This is a genomic window from Ruegeria sp. BHSC029 (genome assembly GCF_059613085.1).
The window spans coordinates 536,086-558,892 of the sequence record NZ_JBXWRU010000004.1; the positions used below are offsets into that span (position 1 = coordinate 536,086).

The following is a 22,807-nucleotide window of genomic DNA, read 5'->3' on the forward strand; positions in this document are numbered from 1 at the left end:
GCTTGTCTGCAGAGCGACTTAGTGCTTGCCGTAGTACAGCCCGACCACATGTTCGGCCTGGGCAAAGAAAAGCCAGCGCGAAGTGGCGATACCCGCCATATGAGACAGCACCGCCAGCGCTCCGACCAGGTGGTTGAACGGTAGGATCAACAGACCGACGGGAACCACGAAGGCCAAGGCAAAGGAAATGGCTCGCAGCTTGTCTGCGTGTTTGCGTCCGACAACGTGAACGAATTCGCGCAGCAGATAGTTGGTTCCTGTATGCGGCGGTTCAAACGCGCGGACAGAACCCCGGTCGCCAAGACCAGTTGCCGTACCAAGGTTGGTTCCCGAGTTGGCCAAGGCCTGATCGCCCGAACGCCAGTACAGAATTTGAACCAGCGCGGCGATCAACAGCAGCGGGATCGCAAATGCGGTCTGCCCCGCCAAAAGCGCGCCGCCGGCCACGCTGAAGCTCAGAAACATCACAGGCGTCAGTGTCAGGTTCCACCGCGGGATCGTCTTGAGTTGCGTGTAGATCATCGAGGTCGTGAATACGGTCGCCAATGAGAGCAGCGAACCGATCAGACCCAGACCGGACCAGCGCTGGTCCAGAAAGATCGCGCCGATCGCATAGAGCCCCATGACCAACAGGGCCAGAACTGCGCACCAGCCCTCGCGGCTGAGCCAGCTTGTCTTCCATTGGGTGAACGCCTTGAGCGCGCGCTCGGGGTGGCCGAGGTGAAAGGTCGAGGCCATGAGCCCACCCACGGACAGCGCATAGGCGATGGCGAAGAACACGAAGGCCACCCAGCCCGAGACATTCGGAAAGCCGAGGCCCAGGAAAAACAGCAAGCCGAAGCCCAGCCCCGACAGAGTGGTGAACAGGATGACGGAAGGTGCGGGATGCATGTCAGAGCTTCTCCAATGCCTTGTCCAGCCAGCCAAGGAAGCCCTTCGGCTCGTCAGCGACCGGCGCCACCAGGGGCGCCAGGATGTCGATCTGCTCTTCGACCGTATCCTTGGGGCGGGGTGGCAGGTATTTGTTGACCGGTTTGGTGCCCATTTCGGGCATCAGATCCATTCCGCCGCGCTCGGCCACCAGTTGGCTGACCGCGCTGTCGGGGTCGCCCAAGTCACCGAAATGGCGGGCCCCCGCGGGGCAGGTCCGCACGCAGGCGGGAACGCGGTCTTCCTCGGGCAGGTTGTCGTTGTAGATGCGGTCAACGCAAAGGGTGCATTTCTTCATGACACCCTCTGCGGCGTCCAGTTCGCGCGCGCCATAGGGGCAGGCCCAGGCACACAGGCCGCAGCCGATGCAGTCGCTTTCGTTGACCAGCACGATCCCGTCCTCGACCCGCTTGTAACTGGCGCCGGTGGGGCAGACGGTGACGCAGGGCGCATCCTCGCAATGCAGGCAGGATTTCGGGAAATGGATCAGCTGGGCGGCACCTTCGGCCGGCTGCACCTCGTACGAGTGCACCCGGTTCAGGAATGTGCCCGAGGGGTCCGCGCCATAGGCGTCCTGATCGGACAGGGGGGCGCCGTAGTTCTCGGTGTTCCAGCCCTTGCAGGAGATCACGCAGGCATGACAGCCGACGCAAGTATCCAGGTCAATGACCAGGCCCATTTTTCGCTCGGTGGATTGGGGAAGTTGGGTCATGGCGTCTGCTCTTTGTCGAGGGCCGGGGCCGAAAGGGGGGCAGCCCCCTCCTGAGCCGCTCGGCTCAATCTATCCCGGGGATATTTTGGGCCAAATGGAGTGTGGCGCTGGGTCATTTGCCAACCTTCCATGCAAGATCCTTGGGGCCGGTGCCGACCGGAGATTTGATTGACGGGAATTCCGGCTGGCTTTGGGCGTCTGCCGGTGCTTCGGCTTTTTCGATCTTGACCTTGAGGTCAAACCACGCGGCCTGTCCTGTGATCGGGTCGGAATTGGCCCAGCGCAGACCGTCGCCCTTGGGCGGCAGCAATTCGTGGATCAGGTGGTTGAGCAGGAATCCTTTGGTTGCCTCGGGCGCGTCGGGCTGCAACGCCCATGCCCCTTTGCGTTTGCCGATGGCGTTCCATGTCCAGACGGTGTTGTCGTTCAACGCCGCCATTTCCATTACGGGCACAGTGATTTTTCCGTGCGGAGAACTGACTTTGGCCCAGTCCCCGTCCTTCAGTCCGTGTTCGCGCATCAGCTTGGTGGGAACATAAAGCGGGTTGCGCCCGTGCAGTTGCCGCAACCAGGCATTCTGCGTGCCCCAGCTGTGATACATCGCCATGGGGCGCTGGGTCAGGGCGTTTACGGTGAAGCCTTCGTTTCCGGTCTGGTCGGTCTCGTACCAGATCGGAAGCGGGTCCATGGTTTCCGTGATGCGGCCGCGCAGGTGGTCGGGGGGCTGGCGGTCACCATGGCCTTCGGCGGCCAGCTGGAACTTGCGCATCGGTTCGGAATAGAGCTGGAACAGGTAGGGCTGCGGGCTGTCATACAGGCCCATTCCCACTGCCCAGTCCTGATAGGCGGCGTTCCAGGGTTTGTAGAACAGGGCCTCGTCCGGGATGTGTTCCAGGTAGAAGCCGCCATTCTCGATATAGCGGTCCAGTTGGTTCGGGTTCACGTCGCCTCGACCCACCTGCGAGCCATCTGCGCCGCGGAATCCAGCCAGTGGGCCGATGCCTGGCTTGCGCTGATGGTTGACCATGTAGTCAGCGTAGTCCGTATACTTGGCCGAGCCGTCCTCATCGGTGAAACCCGGCAGACCCAGCTTGTTGGCCAGCTGGATCAGCACCGTCTGAAATCCGCGCACGTCGCGATCGGGTTCGATCACCGGCCAGCGGATCGCATCTGCGGCACCGTCGGCCTCGCAGATCGGGCGGTCGAGGAGCGAGATGCAGTCATGCCGCTCCAGATAGGTGGTGTCGGGCAGGATCAGGTCGGCATAGGCCACCATTTCCGAGGAATAGGCATCGGAGTAGATGATCCGCGGAATCACGTAGTCTCCGTTGTCATCCTTGTCCGTCAGCATCTCGATCACGCCCTTAGTGTTCATGGTCGAGTTCCAGGACATGTTGGCCATGTACATGAACAGCGTGTCGATCTTGTAGGGATCGCCCGCGTGAGCGTTCGAGATCACCATGTGCATCAGCCCGTGGCTGGACATCGGGTTTTCCCAGGTAAAGGCCTTGTCGATGCGCGCCGGGCTGCCATCGGCCTTCAGGGCCAGATCTTCGGGGCCGCGCACGAAACCCAGATGCGGGCCGTCCAGGGGCGAGTTTGGCGTGACCTTGCAATGGGGGGTCGGGTGTGCTTCGACCGGCTTCGGATAGGGCGGCTTGAAGCGGAACCCACCCGGAACTTCGACCGTGCCAAGCAGGATCTGCAGCACGTGCAGCGCGCGGCAGGTCTGGAATCCGTTGGCATGGGCCGAAACGCCGCGCATCGCGTGCATGGCTACCGGCCGGCCGATCATCTTGCTGTGCTTTTCGCCCCGGAAGTCAGTCCATTCCTGGTCCAGCTCGAAGGCCTCGTCAAAGGCGACGCGCGCCAGTTCACCGGCGATGGCGCGGATCCGGCTGGCGGGTATGCCGCATTCTTCGGCCACCGCTTCGGGGGCGTATTCGTCGCTGAGGTATTTTTCCGCCATCAGGTGAAAGACCGGCCGGTGGGTGATGCCGTCCATTTCATAGGTGGTGGTCAGGTCCGGCCGGACGCCCGGTTTGTCGAAGGCCGTCGGTTGCCCCGTGACCCGGTCAATCACCAACGGCTTGCCGTCCGCGTCCCGCAGAAACAGGCCCTTTTCAGGACCTTCGGCGGCATTCATCAGGACAGGGGCGTTGGTATAGCGGCTCAGGTAATCCAGGTCGATCTTGCCGGCTTTCATCAGCACATGGATCAGCGACAGGATGAACAGCCCGTCGGTCCCGGGCGTGATGCCGACCCAGTCATCGGCCACTGCGTTGTAGCCGGTGCGGATCGGGTTCACCCCAATCACGCGGGCACCGCGCGCCTTGATCTTGCCGATGCCCATCTTGATCGGGTTGCTGTCATGGTCCTCGGCCACGCCGAACAGCATGAACAGCTTGGTGCGGTCCCAATCGGGCTGGCCGAATTCCCAGAACGCGCCGCCCATCGTGTAGATGCCGCCGGCCGCCATGTTGACCGAGCAGAAACCGCCATGGGCCGCATAGTTGCAGGTGCCGAAATTCTGGGCCCAGAAGCTGGTGAAGGATTGCGATTGGTCGCGGCCTGTGAAAAAGGCCAGCTTTTCGGGGTTGTCCTCGCGCAGCGGCTTGAGCCAGCCGACGGCGATGTCCAACGCTTCGTCCCAGCTGATTTCCTCGAACTCACCCGACCCGCGCGGACCCACCCGCTTGAGCGGAGCGCGCAGGCGTGACGGGGCGTTGACCTGCATGATGCCCGCGCTGCCTTTGGCGCATAGAACACCCTTGTTCACCGGGTGGTCACGGTTGCCCTCGATGTAAGCGACCTTGCCATCCTTCATGTGGACGTTGATCCCACACCGGCAGGCACACATGTAGCAGGTTGTCTTGCGAACCTCGTCCGAGACCTTGGGGGACGTGTCGAGGATTGGCTGCTGATGGGTCATTTGCGGATCCAGTCGTTTGCGTCGGGACGAACTTGTCACTTTCAGCCCGGATTTAGAATACTGTTCTGACGATGGCGCCAGATTTGATGGTCATGTTCCCAATGCCTGCAGCACGGTCACGGCGATCATCTGTTCGACATCCTCGGCGCTGCAGCCGCGGGACAGATCATTCGCCGGTCGGGCCAGACCCTGCAGCACCGGGCCGATCGCCATGTATCCACCGATCCTCTGGGTGATCTTGTAGCTGATGTTCCCCGCGTCCAGATTGGGAAAGATCATGACGTTGGCCTTTCCGGCCACTGTCGATCCCGGAGCCTTTTTCTGGCCGACGGGGGGGTGAAAAGCCGCGTCGAATTGCAGCTCGCCGTCGACATGCAGCTCGGGATGCTGTTCGCGTAAAAGACGTGTTGCCTCGGTGACCTTGTCGACACCGGGATGTCTTGCGCTGCCTTTGGTCGAAAAGCTCAGCATCGCCAGCGACGGCTGTTCCCGCAGGATGGCCCGGGCCGACTGGGCCGAGGCGGCTGCGATATGGGCCAGCTCCGATGCGGTCGGATCAATCACGAGCCCGCAATCGGAAAACAGCATCGTGCGCGCATCAGGTCCGCCCTGGTCCGGCGGGTACATCAGGAAAAACGAGGACACCAATCCGGCATCCGGGGCCAGGCCGATCACCTGAATCGCCGTTCGAACTACATCACCGGTCGTGTGGACAGCGCCACCGACCGTTCCCGTGGCGCGCCCTGTCCGGACCAGCATGGCCGCGTAGACCAAGGGCGTTTCGGCGGCGGATCGGGCCGACACCGCATCCACGCCCTTGTGCCGGCGCAGATCGTGGTAGATGGCCGCGAACTCCTCGGTCAGCGGCGACTCGGTCGGGTCATGGATGGAAAGGCCATCGCCCGGTGCGGCGCCCTGCGCCAGCAACTCGGCTTCGATTTCTGCCCGCGGACCGACAAGGATGATGTCGGACAGCCCTGCGGACCGGGCGGCAAGCGCCCCCGCAACGATGCGGGGATCACTGCCTTCGCTCAGAGCAACGACTGGCCGGATTGCCGGAGCTTGCTGACGCAACAACTCGATGGGTGTCAGGGTCATCCGCTCCAGCTCCGTTCCCGCTCAGACCTGCTGCGGCACCATATCGTCGGCGGAAATGCCGGCCACGGCCACAGGCTTTTTCATCGCGTCGCGGCGGAACGGTTCACCCAGTTCCTGGTTGATCAGGGCTTCGATCAGGGTGGTGATGCCATTCTTCTGGTCTTCGATGGCCTGATTCAGGGCGGCGGTCAGCTCGTCCATGGTGCGGGCGACGACGCCCTTCAGGCCGCAGGCTTGGGCGATGCCGGCATAGGACACTTTGGTGTCCAGTTCGGTGCCCACGAAGTTGTCGTCGAACCACAGGGTCGAGTTGCGCTTTTCCGCGCCCCACTGGTAGTTGCGGAACACGATCTGCGTCACGGCAGGCCATTCCTCGCGGCCGATGGCGGTCAGCTCGTTCACCGCGATGCCGAAGGCGCCGTCACCGGCAAAGCCAACTACGGGCACGTCCGGGCAGCCGATCTTGGCGCCGACGATGGCGGGCAGGCCATATCCGCACGGTCCGAACAGGCCGGGGGCCAGATACTTGCGACCTTCCTCAAAGGACGGGTAGGCGTTGCCGATGGCGCAGTTGTTGCCGATGTCCGAGCTGATGATGGCTTCTTTCGGCAGCGCGGCCTGAATGGCGCGCCATGCCATGCGGGGGCTCATCCAGTCGGGTTTGGCCGCGCGCGCGCGCTCGTTCCAGCTGGTACCGGGATCGTCGTCCTCGTGGTCCATGCTGCTGAGCTGCTGGGCCCAACGCGACTTCTTCTCGGCAATCTTGGCCTTGCGCTCGGCGCGGCCTTCGTCTCCGGCCGTGTCGCTCAGCTGCGCCAGGATGCCATTTGCCACCTTGGCCGCGTCGCCGACGATACCGACCGAGACCTTCTTGGTCAGGCCGATCCGGTCGGGGTTGATGTCGACCTGGATGATCTTGGCGTCGGCCGGCCAGTATTCCATGCCATAGCCCGGCAGGGTCGAGAACGGGTTCAGGCGCGTGCCGAGGCACAGGACCACGTCGGCTTCCTTGATCAACTCCATCGCTGCCTTGGACCCGTTGTAGCCCAGCGGACCGGCAAACAGCGGATGGCTGCCGGGGAAGGCGTCGTTGTGCTGGTAGCCGACGCAAACCGGCGCATCCAGACGCTCGGCCAGGGCCTTCGAGGCCTCGATGCCGCCTTTGGCCAGCACCACGCCCGCTCCGTTCAGGATCACGGGGTTCTTGGCGTTCGACAGCAGTTCGGCGGCCTTTGCGACAGCGGTTTCACCGCCTGCGGGACGCTCGAAATCGACGACCGCGGGCAGTTCGACGTCAATGACCTGGGTCCACATGTCACGCGGGATGTTGATCTGGGCCGGGGCGCTGGCGCGCTTGGCCTTCATGATCACGCGGTTCAGAACCTCGGTAACGCGGGATGGATCGCGGACCTCTTCCTGATACGCGACCATGTCTTCGAACAGCTTCATCTGTTCGACTTCCTGAAAGCCGCCCTGGCCGATGGTCTTGTTCGCGGCCTGCGGGGTGACCAGCAGCAGCGGTGTGTGGTTCCAGTAGGCGGTTTTGACGGCAGTGACGAAGTTGGTGATGCCGGGACCGTTCTGTGCGATCATCATGGACATCTTGCCGGTGGCGCGGGTGTAACCGTCGGCCATCATGCCGGCGCTGCCTTCATGAGCGCAGTCCCAGAACATGATCCCGGCCTTGGGGAACAGGTCCGAGATCGGCATCATGGCCGAGCCGATGATCCCGAACGCGTGTTCGATGCCGTGCATCTGCAGAACCTTAACAAAGGCCTCTTCTGTCGTCATTTTCATTTGGACGCTCTCCAAGCAATGGTGGAAACGGTCAGGCGATACGCCTTGGCTTGCCATTGGTTTTGGCGCAACGGGGGCATCTGGGTTAGGGCCAGACACGGCGCCGGAGTAGGTCCAGTGTGGCCTCAGCAGGCCCGGATTGCGGCCGCAACCCGCTCGATTCCCGCAGGTATCCGGTCAGCCGAGATCGAGGAATACCCCAGGCGGTAATAGTTCCTGGGCCGATCCGGCCCCGAGAAGAACGCAGCACCGGGCTCGATATGAACACTCTGATTCTGCAGCGTTTTCGCCAGTTCGGCGGTGTCGACGTGGTCCGGTGCCTTCATCCACATCGACGATCCACCAAAGACGCCGCGTCCGGCCACGGTCAACCCGTTCGCCTCGATCGCGTCCTCGATCGTCTTGCGCCGCTGCATCAGAGCCTTGGACATACGCCGTATCTGGGCGTCATAGTGCCCGAGCGACAGGAAATAGGCCGCCGTTCGCTGGATATGGCCGGGTGGGTGTCGGAAAACGAGCGACCGCAGCGCGCGGGCCTCGCGGATGAACGGTTCGGATCCGACCATGTACCCCAACCGTAATCCCGGGAACAAAGACTTGGAAAAGCTGCCCACGTAGACCACACGCCCGTCCTTGTCCAAGGACTTGAGCGCCGGGGACGGGGCACCCAAGAAGGCCATCTCGAATTCATAGTCATCTTCGACGATCATTGCGTCCAGTTCGCGGGCGCGTTTCAACAGGTCGTGACGCCGGGCGACGGGCATTGTTGCGGTTGTCGGGCATTGGTGGCTGGGCGTGGTGTAGATCACGTCGGTGCCGTCCGGGATGGACTCGGGCGGTAACCCATCCTTGTCCACCCGCAATGGTGTCATCGAGGCATCCGAGCAGCGCATAAGCTCGTGCAGAGCGTAGTAGCTGGGGTCCTCGATCGCCGCCTTGCGCCCATGGCCCAGAAGAATGCGCGAGGTCAGCCAAAGGGCGTTCTGAGCGCCCAGCGTGATCAGGATTTCCTCGGGCCGAGCGGCGATACCGCGGCGGGGCAAGGTGTGGCGGGCAATGAACTCGATCAGCAACGGATCGTCCTGATCCACGTAGTCGCCGGTCAGCGAGTCGAAATCCTTGTGGCCAAGGGCCCGAACGGCGCAGAGGCGCCAGTTCGCATGATCAAACAGGGTGCGGTCGGCCTGGCCGTAGATGAACGGATAGCTATATTCTCGCCAATCCGGTGGCTTGGCCAGAAAATCACCCTCGGAAAAGCGGCGGGCCAGTGCGGCGTCCCAGTTGACGGTTTCTTCGCTGCGCTGAACCGGTGTGTATTTCGGTGGCACCGGCGCGTTCTGTGACACGTAGTACCCGGACCGGCCTTTGGCCGTCAGATAGTCATTTGCCAGCAACTCGGTATAGGCCAGCGTCACCGTGATGCGGCTGACACCCAGATGCGCGGCCAGTTTGCGCGACGACGGCAGTTTCTCACCGACATGAAAGCGGCCTGACAGGATGCCCTCGGCAATCATCTGCTGGATCTGCGCCTGCAGAGTGCCCTGACCGCCCGGTTTCAGAAAGAAGGTATCGACCGAAATTCCCATGCCTCGTTATATGTTGGACTTAAATACAGGGCAATCTGGACTTATTCGGGATCAACGGAAATTTATCCATACGGTTGACTCGGGCTTTGCTCATCACTAAAAAACTAGAAATCTAGTTTAATGGAGATAACCAAATGTGGGAAAAAGCTGCTGCAGGGTTTTCCGCGATGGGGTCCGAGGCGCGATTGCAGGTGCTCAAGACCCTTGTGCGGGCCGGACAGGCTGGTCTGACGGTCGGAGAGATCCAAAGTCGGACTGGGATGGCACCGTCCACCCTGGCTCATCACCTGCGATTCCTGGCGGCAGGCGGCGTGGTCGAGCAGGAGAAATCCGGGCGGACCACAATCAACCGAGCATGTTTCGATGAATTGAGATCACTGGCGCAGTTCATCCTCAGCGAATGCTGCGCGGATGAATCCAGAAAGGTCGCAAACGATGGCTGAATTGACCCAATCCCCGAAGGCCGTTGGTCAAACCCTGTCCGGTCTGCTGAAGACACCCTGGGCCCTGATCGTGGCGATCCTTGTGCTTGTGGCCATTCTGGACCCGGGCAATTGGGTGAACGTCACGACTTTTGCAGCCAAGGCCCTGATGCACACCGGTCAGTACATCCTGTTTGCAGTGCTGTTGCTGTCCTACCTCAAGGCCAGCGGGGCCGAGACTATGGTTGCCCGGGCCTTCGAGGGCCGCGAAACCCGGATGATCCTGCTGGCCGCGTTGTTCGGCGGGTTGGCTCCGTTCTGCTCTTGCGAGGTGATCCCGTTCATCGCAGGCCTGCTTGCATTGGGTGCGCCCTTGTCGGCGGTCATGGCCTTCTGGCTGAGCTCGCCGTTGATTGACCCGCCCACGCTTTTGATCACGGCGGGCGCTTTGGGCTGGCCGTTTGCGATCGGCAAAGCCGTTGCAGCCGTTGCACTGGGATTGTTCGGCGGGTTCGCGGTGCGTTTTCTCATGCGTCAGGGTGCCTTTGCCCAACCTTTGCGCCACTATGAACCGGCCGGATGCTGTGGCTGCGGTCCGAAGAAAGACAAGCTGCTTTGGCGCTTTTGGCAAGAGCACGAACGCCGCGTCCGGTTCCGTCGGGAATTCGTGCAGAACGGCCTGTTCCTGCTGAAGTGGCTCGCTCTGGCCTATGTGCTCGAGGCGCTGCTTGTCAGCTATGTTCCGGCTGATCTGATCGCGCGGCTGGTTGGTGGCGACGGTGCCTTGCCGATCGTGATCGCCGCCTTTGTCGGGATGCCGGCCTACCTGAATTCGTATGTCGCGCCGCCTCTTCTGGCCGGCCTGATGGAGCAGGGGATGAGCGCGGGCGCGGCGATGTCCTTCATGATCGCCGGGGCCGTCAGTTCCATTCCGGCCATGGCGGCTGTCTGGTCTCTGGTCAAACCCCGTGTGTTCGCAGCCTATATCGGGCTTGGGATTAGCGGAGCCATTGCTGCAGGGATTCTGTTCCAGCTTTTGTAAGAAGAAAACCGCCCGGAGTATTCTTCGGGCGGTTCTGTATATCAGCTTGCGCCGCAGTTGCTTGGCAATTTGAACCGATAGCGCGGTTCGCCGCTGTCCACGAAAACCCGTTTTTCCACACAGGCCGTGGTTCCGACACTGCGCGCGATCGGCGCCTCGGTCGCGGTGATTGAAGTTGCCGATCCGTCCGGCAATCGAACCGACGCGATGACCCCGTTCTTGAGATCACCATTGATTGGCGTAGCCGACAGTACAGGAACGGTCATATATGCTTCGTGTTCGTGTTTCCCATCGCCGCTGAACAGCAGCAGACCGGCAGCTACGGCGATAACGGCCACGCCGCCCAGAATGGCCAGTCCCTTGGTTTTTGCGAAAGCGTAAATCGAAACCGCCCGGTGCGGCCCGAAGATAGACGATAGAATGTTCAGCATGGTCCAGTTCCAAAAAGGCCCCGGTCCATCGGACCGGGGCCAGCACAGTGTCAGTTGCGCAGATCGTCCTCGTCGTCTTCTTCGGCACCGCCCTTGGGCAGGTTGAAGAAGCTGTCGGCATCCACCACTGCTTCGTCTTCTTTTTCCTCGTCGCCGTCATCGGACAGCGAGAAGGTTTCCAGCCCCTCGATCGCCGTGGGGATCTTGGGAGCGGCATCCATTTCCAGCGACTGTTCGGTCGAGACCAGCTTGCGGCGCTCGTCATCGCTCATGACGCCACCTTCGGCGGCCTTCTTGGCGGCGGCTTTCTGGACGGCGGCATCCAGTTCGGACTGTTTGCACAGGCCCAGCGCGACCGGGTCGATCGGCTGCATGTTGGCGATGTTCCAGTGGGTGCGCTCGCGGATCGACTGGATCGTGGGCTTGGTGGTGCCAACCAGTTTGGCGATCTGGCCATCGCTCAGCTCCGGGTGGAACTTGACCAGCCACAGGATCGAGTTCGGGCGGTCCTGGCGCTTGGACAGCGGCGTGTAGCGCGGACCGCGGCGCTTTTCCTCGCCGGCGGCGGCCGGGTTGAACTTGAGCTTCAGCTTGTGCAGCGGATCTTTCTCGGCCTTGTCGATCTCTTCCTGAGTCAGCTGGTTGTTGGCGATCGGGTCGAACCCTTTGACGCCTGCCGCCACATCGCCATCAGCGATGCCTTGCACTTCCAACTCGTGCATGCCCACGAAATCCGCGATCTGCTTGAAGCTGATCGTGGTATTGTCCACCAGCCAAACGGCGGTTGCCTTGGCCATCAGGGGTTTTGCCATCAGCCCGTCTCCTTTGAATACATCTGTCCCGTCGCCGGAATTCGGCGGCCCCGTGGTCTTGGGGCAGGTTTCCGTTGTCGGGGAACTTGGCCCGTATATAGTCGTGCAGATGCAAGAAGGGAAGAGGCGAATGCGCTGGGCGTTATTGGGGCTGCTGGTGTGGATTTTCGGCGCGATGGCCGCGCTGGCCGATGGCGAGAAGTCAGGCGAGTTCGACTATTACGTCCTGTCGCTGAGCTGGTCGCCCAACTGGTGCGCCCGCGAAGGCGACGCGCGCGGATCCGACCAATGCGATGCGCGCCACGATCACGGCTGGATCCTGCACGGGTTGTGGCCGCAATATCACCAAGGCTGGCCCTCCTATTGCCCGACAGCCAAGGCGCCGCCGTCCCGTGCGATGACCCGACAGATGGAAGATATTCAAGGCAGTTCGGGTCTGGCCTGGCACCAGTGGAAGAAACACGGCACCTGTTCGGGCCTGTCCGCAGCGGACTACTACGCGTTGTCCCGGCAAGCCTATGACCGCATCACCCGACCGCCGGTGTTTCGCAAGTTGGACAAAGCCGTGAAACTGCCGGCGCGCGTGGTCGAGGATGCCTTCCTCGACGCCAATCCGGGGCTCGAGCCAGACATGATCACCGTCACTTGCAAGCACGGTTACATCGAAGAAGTGCGCGTCTGTCTGTCACGTGATCTGGACCCGGTGCCCTGTGGGCGGGACGTGATCCGGGACTGCACCGCTTCGGATGCGTTGTTCGATCCGATTCGCTAGAGCTTCTTGTTCTGGCAGTCCCGCGCATAGTCCAATGCCTTGGCGGTGCCCTTCAGATCGATCGCCAAAACCCGCTCGCCTGCGGGGTTGTAGATCGTCATCGTCTTGTTCTGGGCGATGGCCGCAACAAAGTTCCGGTCGGTGAAGAACACGGTCGCACCGGGCACCCGATCCTGCTTGAACCCGATGGCTGTGGCGTCAAAGCTCTTGCCGTCCAGCTCGAACCGGATCGGATAGGATTTGCCGGGCTCGATGTTGCCCCACCCCTTGTGGAAAACGGTGAAATAGCCCCGATTGTCCAGCGCATCGTAGCCCAGGCGCACCACGGACAGGTCCTGATACACCGTCTGGATCAGACAGCCGTTGCCCAGATTGGGGTCCATCATGATGTTCCAGCCTTCGACGAACCCCTTGTCGACCAGTTGCTGTGACCACGCGGAAGTGGCGGTGAAGGCGGCGAAGGTCAGGGCGAGAAGGCGTTTCATGGCGGGTTCCAATATCAAATGGGTCAGGCTAGGGCATAGTACACGGTGCGGGGTCGACGGAAAGATCATTCTAGGCCTCGGCAGCAGTGCATGATGATCTATGTGCATGGAACAACACGGCTTTGCCTTGTGGGGCGGGCGCTTGAAACAAGGACGTCGCAAAATACGTCTTGCCCAACAAACCAAGGAGCAAGCCATGCCTCAACATCCAAGAACATTCTCTCACATCGGGTTGTCCGTCCCGAACGTGGACGAAGCCGTGAAATTCTATTCCGAGGTTTTGGGATTTTACGTGATCATGCCGCCAACCGACGTGGTCGAGGATGACACGGACATCGGCGTGATGTGCACGGACGTGTTTGGCCCGAATTGGAAAAAACTGCGTATCGCGCATCTGGCGACCGCCGATCGTATCGGGATCGAGCTTTTTGAGTTTGATGGAAACTACGCGCCGGAAAACAACATCGACTTTCGCAGGAACGGGACGTTCCATTTCTGCGTCCAGGATCCTGATGTCGAAGGCTTGGTGGAAAAAATCGTGGCGGCCGGCGGGAAACAACGCATGCCTATCCGATACTACTACCCCGGCGAGAAACCCTACCGCATGGTCTATGTCGAGGATCCGTTCGGGATAGTCTTCGAGATCTACAGCCATTCCTATGAATTGACCTACTCGTCGGGTGCCTACACCTGACCGATGGGTAAAGTGGTACCTTGCAATCGGGGAGGGGCGAGAGCGTGCTGCTTGCAGGCAGCACGCGGCGGCTACAGTTCTTTCCGCGCCCGCAGCGCTGCGGTGATGGTCCCGTCATCCAGATAGTCCAACTCGCCCCCGATCGGCACGCCCTGCGCCAGCGAGGTCAGGCGGACCTGTCCTTCCAACTGATCTGCGATGTAATGGGCCGTGGTCTGCCCGTCGACGGTCGCGTTCAGGGCCAGGATTACTTCCGTGATGTTTTCGGCGGTGACGCGGTCGCGCAGGCGGGGGATGCGCAGGTCTTCCGGGCCGACGCCGTCCAGCGCCGAGAGCGTTCCGCCCAGCACATGGTAGCGGCCTTTGAACACGCCCGCGCGTTCCATCGCCCACAGGTCGGCCACGTCTTCGACCACGCACAGCTCACCGGTGGCGCGGTCTTCGGAATTGCAGATGTCGCAGATGTCGGTGGTGCCCACGTTGCCGCAGTTCAGGCATTCGCGTGCGGTGGCGGCGACCTGCTGCATGGCGTCCGACAACGGCGTCAGCAGCAGGGCGCGTTTGCGGATCAGGTGCAGCACCGCCCGCCGGGCCGAGCGCGGTCCCAGCCCCGGCAGCTTGGCCATCAGATCGATCAGGGCGTCGATGTCACTGTTCGAACTCATGGCCTGTCCTGCGTGGCTTTGGCGGCGGGGGTTTGAGGGGCGAAGATCAGAACGGCAGCTTGATGTCCGCCGGCAGGCCCATGCTTTCGGTCAGCTTGGCCATTTCTTCCTGCGACCGCTCGGCGGCTTTGGTCTGCGCGTCCTTGATTGCGGCCAGGATCAGGTCCTCGACCACTTCCTTGTCGTCGCTGTTGAAAATCGAGGGGTCGATGTCCAGACCTTTCAGTTCGCCCTTGGCCGAGGCCGTGGCCTTGACCAGGCCCGCGCCGGATTCGCCGACGACCATGATGGTGTTCAGCTCTTCCTGCATCTGCGCCATCTTAGTCTGCAGTTCCTGCGCGGATTTCATCATCTTGGCCATGTCGCCCAGACCGCCGAGTCCTTTGAGCATCTGTATGTCTCCTGTCATTCGATTTGCGGCCTAAATACGGGCCGTCTGCGTCCTTCACAAGGGCAGCGCGCCTTCTGCGCGGATGATCAGTCTTCCTCGAACGGGTCCCATTCGTCTTCGACCTCGGGCAGGGCTTCGGTTTCGACCTTGGCCGCACGGTCCTCGGGTGTTTCAATCCGGGTGATGCGGGCCATGGGGAACTGTGTCAGAACCGCCTGAACCAAAGGGTGTTCTTCGGCCTTGGCCTTCAGCGCCAGCTCGGCCGCGTCGCGCAGTTCGGCGATGGTGGGCGCGTCCCCGTCCGAGACGATCGAGACCGCCCAGCGATTGCCGGTCCAGCGCTGCAGCGCGGACCCGAGCCGCGCGGCCAGGTCGGTGGGCGCCTTTTCGGTGGGCGTGAACTCGATCCGGCCCGGCTGGTACGAGACGAGGCGGACGCCGTTCTCGACCTCGACCAGCAGCTTCACGTCACGGTTGGAGCGGATCAGCTCGACCACATGCTCAAACGTTGGATAACGCGCCAGCGCGGTCTGCACGTCTTGGGCCAACGCCGCCGTGGGCGCGCCGCCCACACCGCGCGGGGTGGGCGCATGGGCCGAGGCCGTCGCGGTCACGGGCGGGGCGGTGTTGCCGGCAACCGGAACGCCGCCCCCCGGCCCGCCGACGGGCGGCGGAGGGCTGTCCTGAAGGCGTTTGATCAACTCTTCCGGGCTGGGCAGATCGGCCACATGGGTCAGGCGGATCACCGCCATTTCCGCGGCCATCATGGCGTTGGGGGCGGCCGAGACTTCCTCTAGTGCCTTCAGCAGCATCTGCCACATCCGGGTCAGCGCCCGCATCGGCAGCGCCTCGGCCATCTGCTGGCCGCGGGTGCGTTCATCGGGCGAGACGGTGGGATCTTCGGCTGCGTCGGGGGTGATCTTCACCACCGAGACCCAATGCGTGATTTCGGCCAGATCGCGCAACACCGCCAGCGGGTCGGCGCCCTCGGCATATTGCGCGCCCAGTTCGGTCAGGGCCCCGGCCGCATCGCCGCGCAGGATCATGTCCATCAGGTCCAGCACGCGGCCCCGGTCGGCCAGTCCCAGCATCGCGCGCACCTGGTCGGCGGTGGTTTCGCCGGCACCATGGCTGATTGCCTGATCCAGCAGCGAGGTCGCATCCCGGGCTGAGCCTTCGGCGGCGCGGGTGATCAGTGCCAGCGCGTCATCCGAGATTTCCGCGCCCTCGGCGGTGGCGATCTTGCGCAGCAGGCCGATCATCACTTCGGGCTCGATCCGGCGCAGGTCGAACCGTTGGCAGCGCGACAGCACGGTGACCGGAACCTTGCGGATCTCGGTCGTGGCGAAGATGAATTTCACATGCTCGGGCGGTTCCTCCAGCGTTTTCAACAGCGCGTTGAAGGCGCTGGTCGACAGCATGTGGACTTCGTCGATGATGTAGATCTTGTACCGCGCGCTGGCGGCGCGATAGCGCACGCTGTCGATGATCTCTCGGATGTCGTTCACGCCGGTGCGGCTGGCGGCGTCCATTTCCAGCACGTCCACATGGCGACCTTCCATGATGGCCACGCAATGCTCGCACTGGCCGCAGGGTTCGGTCGTTGGGCCGCCATTGCCGTCGGGTCCGATGCAGTTCATGCCCTTGGCGATGATCCGGGCCGTGGTCGTCTTGCCGGTGCCGCGGATGCCGGTCATGATGAAGGCCTGCGCGATCCGGTCCGCCTCGAACGCGTTTTTCAGCGTGCGCACCATGGCATCCTGACCGACCAGGTCGGCAAAGGTTTCCGGGCGGTATTTTCGGGCGAGAACCTGATAGGCGGGGCTGGACTGTGTGGTCATGTCTGCTCTGACGGATTCGTACTGACGATGCAGGGTAGAGTTCCAGGTGCCCCGCGTCCACAGCACCGGTGCAGGTTTTTCGCTTTGGCGAGCGCGCGGTGTGAGGCATACTGCGCGGATCAATTTCAATCAGCCAGTTTCGGGGGGAACGTCTGATGACAAATCTTGTGGTTCATGCATTGCAGGTGGGCGGCGGTACGCTGGCCCTTACCTCGGTTCCCGGCGGTGGCGGCGACTATGAGGGAGATCTGGACCTGATTTCAGCCTGGGCGCCGGGGCTGGTGATTTCGATGACAACCCTTGCCGAACTGGTTTCTGTGGGTGCGGGCGAATTGGGCTGTGACATTCATCGGCGCGCCTGTCGGTGGGCGCATCTTCCGGTCGCCGACTTCTCGGCGCCGTCGACCGAGATATCCGGCCGATGGCCCGAAGTCAGCGCCGCCGCCCGCCATGCGCTGTCGGGCGGCGGGCGGGTACTGGTCCACTGCCGGGGCGGTTGTGGGCGGTCTGGCATGGTTGTTCTGCGCTTGATGATCGAGAGCGGCGAGCAGCCGGAACAGGCCCTGAAACGCCTGCGGGCCGTACGCCCCTGCGCGGTTGAGACTGATGCTCAGATGGACTGGGCCGTCGCCCCAGCGCGCGAGGCACTGGCGACCTGACATTCAGGCGGTTGCGCGGAACTCGCGCTCGGCCCTGACCACGGGCATGATCGCCGTGGCCTGCAGCATCGCACAGGGTCGATCACTGATGACCTGCGCAGGCAGGGCGTCGCTCTGGTCGTCAAACAGCATGTCGGCGTAGGTATCAAGGCAGTCGGACGGGGTGTCGGCGGCCGCTCCGCAATACACGCGGATCCGTTCGGGACGTGCATCGAACCGCGCCGTGCAGCCATGTTCGCAATGGGCCAGTTCGCTACTGCCTTCCACTTGGAAGTCGGGGGATGTAGCCGCCTGCGCCGTCGCCATTGCCTGCGCGATGGCCCGTGCCATGCGCGCCAATGCCGGGCAGGTCTTTCCGGTGCGCTGGCAGATGGTTGCCGCGAATTCATGGGTATCGGTCTTCCAAATCATGTTGCGCCCTCCGCGCGCTGGGCGAGGTGGATTTGGACAGACGCCGGTTTCAAGGCCAGACCCTGCCCGGACACCCCGTCCGAGTTTCGGTTTCACGTTTGATGGCAGGTCTCCTGACTTGCGGGTCTTTGCTTTGCCGACCTTCCCAACCTTGCGGTCAGTGGTATTTAGGCATCGCTCTCCGCCTACAGTTGCGGGGGCAGTCGCGGCCTTGGTCCGCTCCGGAGTTCCGGGTTGGACCGCACCGTGTTCCCTTTTCATCCCGGACCGAAACGGCACGGGAACCATCCCCTCATCGCTAGCGGTGTATCCGGGATCGAGTCAAGACGGTTTCAGCCCGGTTGCCGGAGTGAGTCCCAAGGGAGCAGATCAGGCAGTCTGCGCAGCACATTCGAATCCCTGCGGGCACGGGCCAATTGCCAGCCGCCTTGCATCACGATGAACAGGGTGTCCGCAGCATTTTCAGGGTCGGAAACTCCGAACCGCGCGGCGTGGTTTCGAACTTCGATGATCCAGCTTTCATACAGACGGTCTGCATGTTCCCGAAACGCGCGGTTGTCGGGGCTTTCGAACAGGGTGGCGGCGATCGGGCAGGTCTCCCATTGGGCCGAGGTGTCGAACAGCTTCGCGATCTTGTGGCACAGGGTGGTGACCCCGTCGCGAAAATCCGCGGCGTCGTCGAATGCCGCAGCGATCATGCTCAACATCCCGTCCGAGGCCCAACTGGCCGCCGCCAGGGCCAGATCCGGCTTGCCCTTTGGAAAATGGTGATAAAGCGAACCCTTGGGGGCTTGCGCTTCGGCCAGCAATTCCGCCAGACCGACACCGTTATAGCCCGAGCGCTGGAACAGTCGGGCGGCAGTCACGATCAGGCGATCTTTGGTGTTTGGTGGACGTTGGGTCATGCAGGCCAAATATTGACAGGCCTAGACCAATTGGTCCAGACACAAAGTATTAGACCGATCGGTCCAGAGTGTTTGGAGGCAAAGATGTTGGATTCGCAGCACGCGGTTGACGTGGAAGACTTTAAGTTTCCGTCGGGCCAGACCCAGCTGGCGGCGCGGCTTTACACTCCGGCGGTCGAGCCGCAAACCGTTGTTGTGCTGAACGGCGCAACAGGAGTGCCACGTGACTACTATCAGCACTTTGCTCGCTGGCTGGCCGCCGAGCGCGGTATGGCTTGCCTGACATATGATTACCGGGATTTCGAGCATTCGCTGACCGGGCGGCTGAAAGACTCGAAGGCCACGATGGCGGACTGGGCGCTGATCGACATGCCCGCAGCGCGTGCCGAGATGCGCCGTCGATACCCGCAGGCAAAACTGTGGGTGATCGGGCATTCGGTCGGTGGAATGCTGGGTCCGCTGCAACCGGAAATCGAACAGATCGACCGGATGATCTGTGTGTGCGCAGGTTTGGTGACGGTGGCCGATCACCCGTGGCCCTACAAGGGCTTGGCGACTCTGTTCTGGTATGGCCACGTGCCACCTCTGGTGCGTCTTCTGGGGTACCTGCCGGGGAAACTTCTGGGATTCGGAGCCGATTTGCCGGCGGGCGTCTATTGGCAATGGCGCAAGTGGTGTACATCGCCCACCAGCTATCTGCCCGAATTGGGAGACACGCTTCCCCAAGCGGATTGGAGTCGGGCGAACGCCACGGCGGATATCATTGCGTTCGAGGATGACCAGACTGTGCCACCGCCCGCCGTCTGGCGGCTGGCTGAACTCTATGGTCCGACCGCCCGTCGGCATTTGTTGGAGCCGAGGGATTTCGGACTGTCCGAAATCGGTCATATCGGCGCCTTCGCCCGGCGCAGCAGTGCCGTTTGGCCGCGATTGATCGCCTGACCCGCCCGCAAGCGCGGTTTTCAGGAACAACGACGAAATACAGAGGTTGGATTGACCGGGCCGAATACGTGGCGCGGCGTCAAGTGAGAGGTTGGACATCGACCCAAGCGGGGCTCGTTGTGGCTGCTTCCTTCCGGACCTGACCAGGTTGGCGAGGCGCTTGCCCGCGCCAACCTCTCGACCGACGATATAGGCATCACGCACCCGCTTGGCAACCCGTCACAAAGACAGGCGTACACTAAGAAACCCGCGCGCGTCTTGCCCGTCGGTGGTGGCTGCAAAGTGGTCGAGCTCGTGCAGGTAGTTTGCAGCGCGTGGCCCGGTCTTCAGAATCACGGACCGGCCCGCCTGCGGAACAAAGGAAAAGCTTTGGGCGGTGTTTTCCACCGGATCCGGACCCAATCGTCCCGCCAGGTAGTCGCGCAAGATTCCCTGGAGGCTCAGCGGCGGCACCGGGATCAGCCGGGCCGGGTCTGGGACGGGAAAGTTGCCGCCGCCATTGGCTCGGTAGCTGTTTGATGCAACGACGAATTGTTCATCCGGATCGACGGGGCGGCCCTGAAAGGCAAGATCGCGCAGGCGGGAATGGGACGTGTCGATCAACTGGCCGCCTAAATCATATCGCGCGGGCTGGGTCAGATCGAACCTGTAGGTCACCCCATGCAGCACGTCGAAATTGTGCCCGGTGCCCTCGGGGTCGATCAGAACCTGCTCGTCGCTGTTGCCAAGTTGAGAAAACTGGGCAGCCGACATCTCCAGCCACTCGGCGATCTGGCGGCCATCCAGCAGCATGGCGGCCAGTTGGTTTGGAAACACATGCAAGTCCGAGACATGCCTTACGGTGACATCGCCAGCCGGGACTTCGGTGTAATGCCGTGGTCCGGCCCGGCCTCCGAATTTCGAAGGTGCGGCTGCGGACAGAACAGGGAGGGTTTCAAAGGTCGTTCCGGCCAGAACCGGTCGCAGGGCTGCCGCCTGTGCTGCGGCGACCAAGTTCAGCCCCTGATCCACCCCGCAAAAGGTGAAATAGCTGTGCAGGGTACGATTGATCCGGCCCACCGGCTGGGCAGCGGCTTTGCGGGTCGCCTTATGGGCGGCGGCAAAAAGTTCGACCATCTCAGGGTCTTCAGGAACGACCCGAGCGCCGGTTTCAGCCCCGCCCGGGCAGATCGCGCGCAGATGCGCGCTGTGACCAGCAATTCTCACTTCTCCCGTGGCGTTCACGGCAAGCGTCAGGTCGATCACCCCCAAATGCGACCCCGCTGATCCGGGCATGACCAAGGGTCTGGCCAGCTGCGGGTTACCATCGCTTGGGTCGGGCAGTGTCAGGTGCGTGTGTCCGGCCACGATTGCATCAATACCGTCCAGAGCAGAAAGCTGTGCGACCACATTTTCCGACATCGGCGCGGCGTCGGGCTCGCCTAGGCCGGAATGTGCAAGAGCCACAATCAGGTCGCAGCCCTGACGACGCAAATTCTCGGCCATCCGGCGCGCCGTGGAGACGGCATCCTCGGCTACGACCTGGCTTTGCAATTGTAGTGCTTCCCACTTCACCGTCTGCGGCGGCAGGATCGAGAAAACGCCAATTCGGACAGCAATGCTTTGGCCGTTGACATGGACATGACGGGTCAGGATGGCCTGTTTCTGCCAGGGCGCGACCCCGGTCAGACACTGCATGTTGCTGCACAAAACCGGGCAAGGTGCCCGAGAAACGATTCGGCCCAGAGCCGGCAGACCAAAGCCGAAGTCGTGGTTCCCCAGCGCAATTGCGTCGTAGCCCAAGCGCCCAAAGGCGGACATCAAAGGGTGGGTCGTGTCGGTCTGTTCGGCCGCCCAATCACCCAGAAGTGTCCCCTGAAGGGAATCGCCGTTGTCGAACAGCAGGACAGTTGCATTTGCGTCTTCCGCCTCTTGACGTGCAGAGCGGATCAAACTGGCGGTTCGGGTGAAGCCCACACTTCGTTCCGGCCGGTCCGCATAGTAGTCGAAACTGCTCAGATTCATGTGCAGATCGGTCGTTGCAAGAATCCGGATGTGCGCGGTTTTCAAGTGGGGATGTGCCTGAAGCAGGGAGGATTTCAGAGCCAATTTTCTTCTTTTAAGTGCTGTTGTGCATACGTTTTCACTGAAAGGTAGAATACAGGCAATCGTCCGGGCTTCCATGCGTCCTTTGCGACAACGATGCTTTTTGCGAGTGTGGATTCCCATTGCGCCAGTGCCCAAGTCGTGGCAGCCCTTGTGCAAATTCCAAAGGGACAGGCATGAAACGGGCGGAAAGCGTGACATTTGGCGGCTCTGGACTGGACCGGGCGGCGCAGATCCGTACCGATGCCAGAGCTTTGGAGGAAGCACGGTCCGATCCCACGGCGCGGTGCATCCTGATGTGGCGGGGCAAACCGCTGGTCATGGGCGAAGCGCTGGACCAGTTGGCCTTGGTTCCGATGGGCCACGATCTGGTTGCGAACGGACCCGGCGGGGCGATTGACCAACCGATCTTGCTGGGGCGCAGTGATGCGGGTGCGCCGCTGTTTGCAATGGACATTTCGAATTGGTCTGCCGACGGGTTGGACCTGTCGGGCGTTGGAGCATTCGTGGACCGAACCGAACAGCAGCATCCGGGGCTGCCCGTCGGCCACGTGTTCGCCGAGCTTCGTCGGATCATGACCCGGCTGTCGGCCCGGGACGCCGAATTGGCAGCCACCGCCAAAGCCGTGATCGGCTGGCACGAGACGCACAGGTTTTGCGCGCGCTGCGGCAACCCGACCAACATTTCGCAGGCGGGGTGGCAACGACTGTGCCCGGCCTGTGGCGGCCAGCACTTTCCACGGACCGATCCGGTGGTGATCATGTTGGTCACGCAGGGCGATTCCGTCCTGATGGGCAGATCTCCGGGGTGGCCCGACGGCATGTATTCCCTGTTGGCCGGTTTCGTCGAGCCGGGCGAGACCCTTGAAGCCGCCGTGCGGCGTGAGGTCATGGAGGAGGCCGGCGTTCCGGTCGGACACGTCAGCTATCTGGCAAGTCAACCCTGGCCATTTCCGTCGTCGCTGATGTTCGGGTGTGCAGCGCAGGCGCTGTCCCGCGAGATCACGATCGACCCGGTCGAGATCGAGGACGCGATGTGGGTCACCAAGTCCGAGATGATGCAGGCTTTTGCAGGCGAGCACCCCAAGCTTCTGCCGGCGCGAAAGGGGGCAATCGCGCATTTTCTTTTGCGTAACTGGCTTGCAGATACGCTGGACTGACGAAACACTGACACCCTGACTGAGCAGAAAAGGCC

At 62.2% G+C, this 22,807-nt stretch carries 22 protein-coding genes, 1 other RNA gene and 1 riboswitch; of the genes, 7 read left to right on the plus strand and 16 right to left on the minus strand.

All coding sequences use genetic code 11. The features are described 5' to 3' along the window. Window positions 1-18: 18 nt before the first annotated feature. From AC2FML_RS12725 to pdxR, 6 genes are all read right to left on the minus strand, one after another. The gene (locus AC2FML_RS12725) at window positions 19-891 is read right to left on the minus strand and encodes a dimethyl sulfoxide reductase anchor subunit family protein (RefSeq protein WP_480637357.1); all 873 of its coding nucleotides are present in this window, start codon (window positions 889-891) and stop codon (window positions 19-21) included. 1 nt (window position 892) lies between these two features. Further along, complete coding sequence (locus AC2FML_RS12730; RefSeq protein WP_480637359.1) at window positions 893-1,642, minus strand: 4Fe-4S dicluster domain-containing protein; 750 nt, start codon at window positions 1,640-1,642, stop codon at window positions 893-895. 112 nt (window positions 1,643-1,754) lie between these two features. Beyond that, a complete protein-coding gene (locus AC2FML_RS12735) occupies window positions 1,755-4,574 on the minus strand; it encodes a molybdopterin oxidoreductase family protein (protein WP_496783426.1) in 2,820 nt (939 codons plus the stop codon). A gap of 90 nt (window positions 4,575-4,664) precedes the next feature. After that, a complete protein-coding gene (gene pta, locus AC2FML_RS12740) occupies window positions 4,665-5,672 on the minus strand; it encodes a phosphate acetyltransferase (RefSeq protein WP_496783427.1) in 1,008 nt (335 codons plus the stop codon). Between the two features lie 21 nt (window positions 5,673-5,693). Further along, window positions 5,694-7,469, minus strand: a complete 1,776-nt coding sequence (gene xsc, locus AC2FML_RS12745) for a sulfoacetaldehyde acetyltransferase (RefSeq protein ID WP_093964302.1) — start codon at window positions 7,467-7,469, stop codon at window positions 5,694-5,696. 125 nt (window positions 7,470-7,594) lie between these two features. Continuing rightward, window positions 7,595-9,055 (minus strand): MocR-like pyridoxine biosynthesis transcription factor PdxR, encoded by a 1,461-nt coding sequence (gene pdxR / locus AC2FML_RS12750; protein WP_170439354.1) that lies wholly within the window; start codon window positions 9,053-9,055, stop codon window positions 7,595-7,597. A gap of 134 nt (window positions 9,056-9,189) precedes the next feature. On the opposite strand from pdxR, the gene AC2FML_RS12755 reads away from it, so the two are divergent. Together AC2FML_RS12755 and AC2FML_RS12760 are read left to right on the plus strand one after the other, a co-directional pair. Next, window positions 9,190-9,498, plus strand: a complete 309-nt coding sequence (locus tag AC2FML_RS12755) for an ArsR/SmtB family transcription factor (RefSeq protein WP_093964304.1) — start codon at window positions 9,190-9,192, stop codon at window positions 9,496-9,498. Beyond that, a complete protein-coding gene (locus tag AC2FML_RS12760) occupies window positions 9,491-10,519 on the plus strand; it encodes a permease (protein ID WP_496783429.1) in 1,029 nt (342 codons plus the stop codon). Before AC2FML_RS12755 ends, AC2FML_RS12760 begins: the two co-directional genes overlap by 8 nt. Window positions 10,520-10,560: 41 nt before the next feature. Here the strand turns inward: AC2FML_RS12760 and AC2FML_RS12765 are convergent, their stop codons facing one another. Beyond that, window positions 10,561-10,950: a hypothetical protein gene (locus AC2FML_RS12765; protein WP_170341377.1), complete on the minus strand. Its 390-nt coding sequence runs from the start codon at window positions 10,948-10,950 to the stop codon at window positions 10,561-10,563. Between the two features lie 50 nt (window positions 10,951-11,000). After that, the gene (locus tag AC2FML_RS12770) at window positions 11,001-11,762 is read right to left on the minus strand and encodes a DUF1013 domain-containing protein (RefSeq protein ID WP_170342353.1); all 762 of its coding nucleotides are present in this window, start codon (window positions 11,760-11,762) and stop codon (window positions 11,001-11,003) included. 130 nt (window positions 11,763-11,892) lie between these two features. Between AC2FML_RS12770 and AC2FML_RS12775 the strand changes: the two genes are divergently transcribed. Then, complete coding sequence (locus AC2FML_RS12775) at window positions 11,893-12,534, plus strand: ribonuclease T2 family protein (RefSeq protein WP_170342355.1); 642 nt, start codon at window positions 11,893-11,895, stop codon at window positions 12,532-12,534. Here the strand turns inward: AC2FML_RS12775 and AC2FML_RS12780 are convergent. Then, the gene (locus AC2FML_RS12780; RefSeq protein WP_170341383.1) at window positions 12,531-13,019 is read right to left on the minus strand and encodes a hypothetical protein; all 489 of its coding nucleotides are present in this window, start codon (window positions 13,017-13,019) and stop codon (window positions 12,531-12,533) included. The two genes, AC2FML_RS12775 and AC2FML_RS12780, sit on opposite strands and share 4 nt — an antisense overlap. Window positions 13,020-13,215: 196 nt before the next feature. On the opposite strand from AC2FML_RS12780, the gene AC2FML_RS12785 reads away from it, so the two are divergent. After that, window positions 13,216-13,713, plus strand: a complete 498-nt coding sequence (locus AC2FML_RS12785) for a lactoylglutathione lyase family protein (protein WP_093964418.1) — start codon at window positions 13,216-13,218, stop codon at window positions 13,711-13,713. 71 nt (window positions 13,714-13,784) lie between these two features. On the opposite strand, the gene recR is transcribed toward AC2FML_RS12785, so the two are convergent. The 3 genes from recR to AC2FML_RS12800 all read right to left on the minus strand — a co-directional run bounded on the left by recR (window position 13,785) and on the right by AC2FML_RS12800 (window position 16,610). Beyond that, window positions 13,785-14,378: a recombination mediator RecR gene (gene recR, locus AC2FML_RS12790; protein WP_170341385.1), complete on the minus strand. Its 594-nt coding sequence runs from the start codon at window positions 14,376-14,378 to the stop codon at window positions 13,785-13,787. A gap of 46 nt (window positions 14,379-14,424) precedes the next feature. After that, window positions 14,425-14,769: a YbaB/EbfC family nucleoid-associated protein gene (locus AC2FML_RS12795; RefSeq protein ID WP_005980576.1), complete on the minus strand. Its 345-nt coding sequence runs from the start codon at window positions 14,767-14,769 to the stop codon at window positions 14,425-14,427. An 86-nt stretch (window positions 14,770-14,855) separates the two neighbouring features. Then, window positions 14,856-16,610, minus strand: coding sequence for a DNA polymerase III subunit gamma/tau (locus tag AC2FML_RS12800; protein WP_170457403.1), 1,755 nt, complete (start codon window positions 16,608-16,610; stop codon window positions 14,856-14,858). 155 nt (window positions 16,611-16,765) lie between these two features. On the opposite strand from AC2FML_RS12800, the gene AC2FML_RS12805 reads away from it, so the two are divergent. Further along, on the plus strand, window positions 16,766-17,269 hold the full coding sequence (locus tag AC2FML_RS12805) for a protein-tyrosine phosphatase family protein (RefSeq protein ID WP_093964312.1): 504 nt from the start codon (window positions 16,766-16,768) through the stop codon (window positions 17,267-17,269). Window positions 17,270-17,272: 3 nt separating this feature from the next. Here the strand turns inward: AC2FML_RS12805 and AC2FML_RS12810 are convergent, their stop codons facing one another. Both AC2FML_RS12810 and AC2FML_RS12815 read right to left on the minus strand, forming a co-directional pair. Then, on the minus strand, window positions 17,273-17,680 hold the full coding sequence (locus tag AC2FML_RS12810) for a hypothetical protein (RefSeq protein WP_170341391.1): 408 nt from the start codon (window positions 17,678-17,680) through the stop codon (window positions 17,273-17,275). Window positions 17,681-17,766: 86 nt separating this feature from the next. After that, window positions 17,767-17,984: riboswitch (cobalamin riboswitch) on the minus strand. Window positions 17,985-18,012: 28 nt separating this feature from the next. Then, window positions 18,013-18,546: a TetR/AcrR family transcriptional regulator gene (locus tag AC2FML_RS12815; protein WP_496783431.1), complete on the minus strand. Its 534-nt coding sequence runs from the start codon at window positions 18,544-18,546 to the stop codon at window positions 18,013-18,015. Between the two features lie 123 nt (window positions 18,547-18,669). Here AC2FML_RS12815 and AC2FML_RS12820 point away from each other — a divergent pair, with 123 nt between their 5' ends. Next, the gene (locus AC2FML_RS12820) at window positions 18,670-19,527 is read left to right on the plus strand and encodes an alpha/beta hydrolase family protein (RefSeq protein WP_170341395.1); all 858 of its coding nucleotides are present in this window, start codon (window positions 18,670-18,672) and stop codon (window positions 19,525-19,527) included. A gap of 81 nt (window positions 19,528-19,608) precedes the next feature. On the opposite strand, the gene ffs is transcribed toward AC2FML_RS12820, so the two are convergent. Both ffs and AC2FML_RS12830 read right to left on the minus strand, forming a co-directional pair. Continuing rightward, an RNA gene (gene ffs, locus AC2FML_RS12825) (signal recognition particle sRNA small type) lies at window positions 19,609-19,707 on the minus strand. Between the two features lie 39 nt (window positions 19,708-19,746). Continuing rightward, window positions 19,747-21,576 (minus strand): 5'-nucleotidase C-terminal domain-containing protein, encoded by a 1,830-nt coding sequence (locus AC2FML_RS12830; protein WP_496783434.1) that lies wholly within the window; start codon window positions 21,574-21,576, stop codon window positions 19,747-19,749. 212 nt (window positions 21,577-21,788) lie between these two features. Here AC2FML_RS12830 and nudC point away from each other — a divergent pair, with 212 nt between their 5' ends. After that, window positions 21,789-22,772, plus strand: a complete 984-nt coding sequence (nudC, locus tag AC2FML_RS12835) for an NAD(+) diphosphatase (RefSeq protein ID WP_170600087.1) — start codon at window positions 21,789-21,791, stop codon at window positions 22,770-22,772. Window positions 22,773-22,807 lie beyond the last annotated feature (35 nt).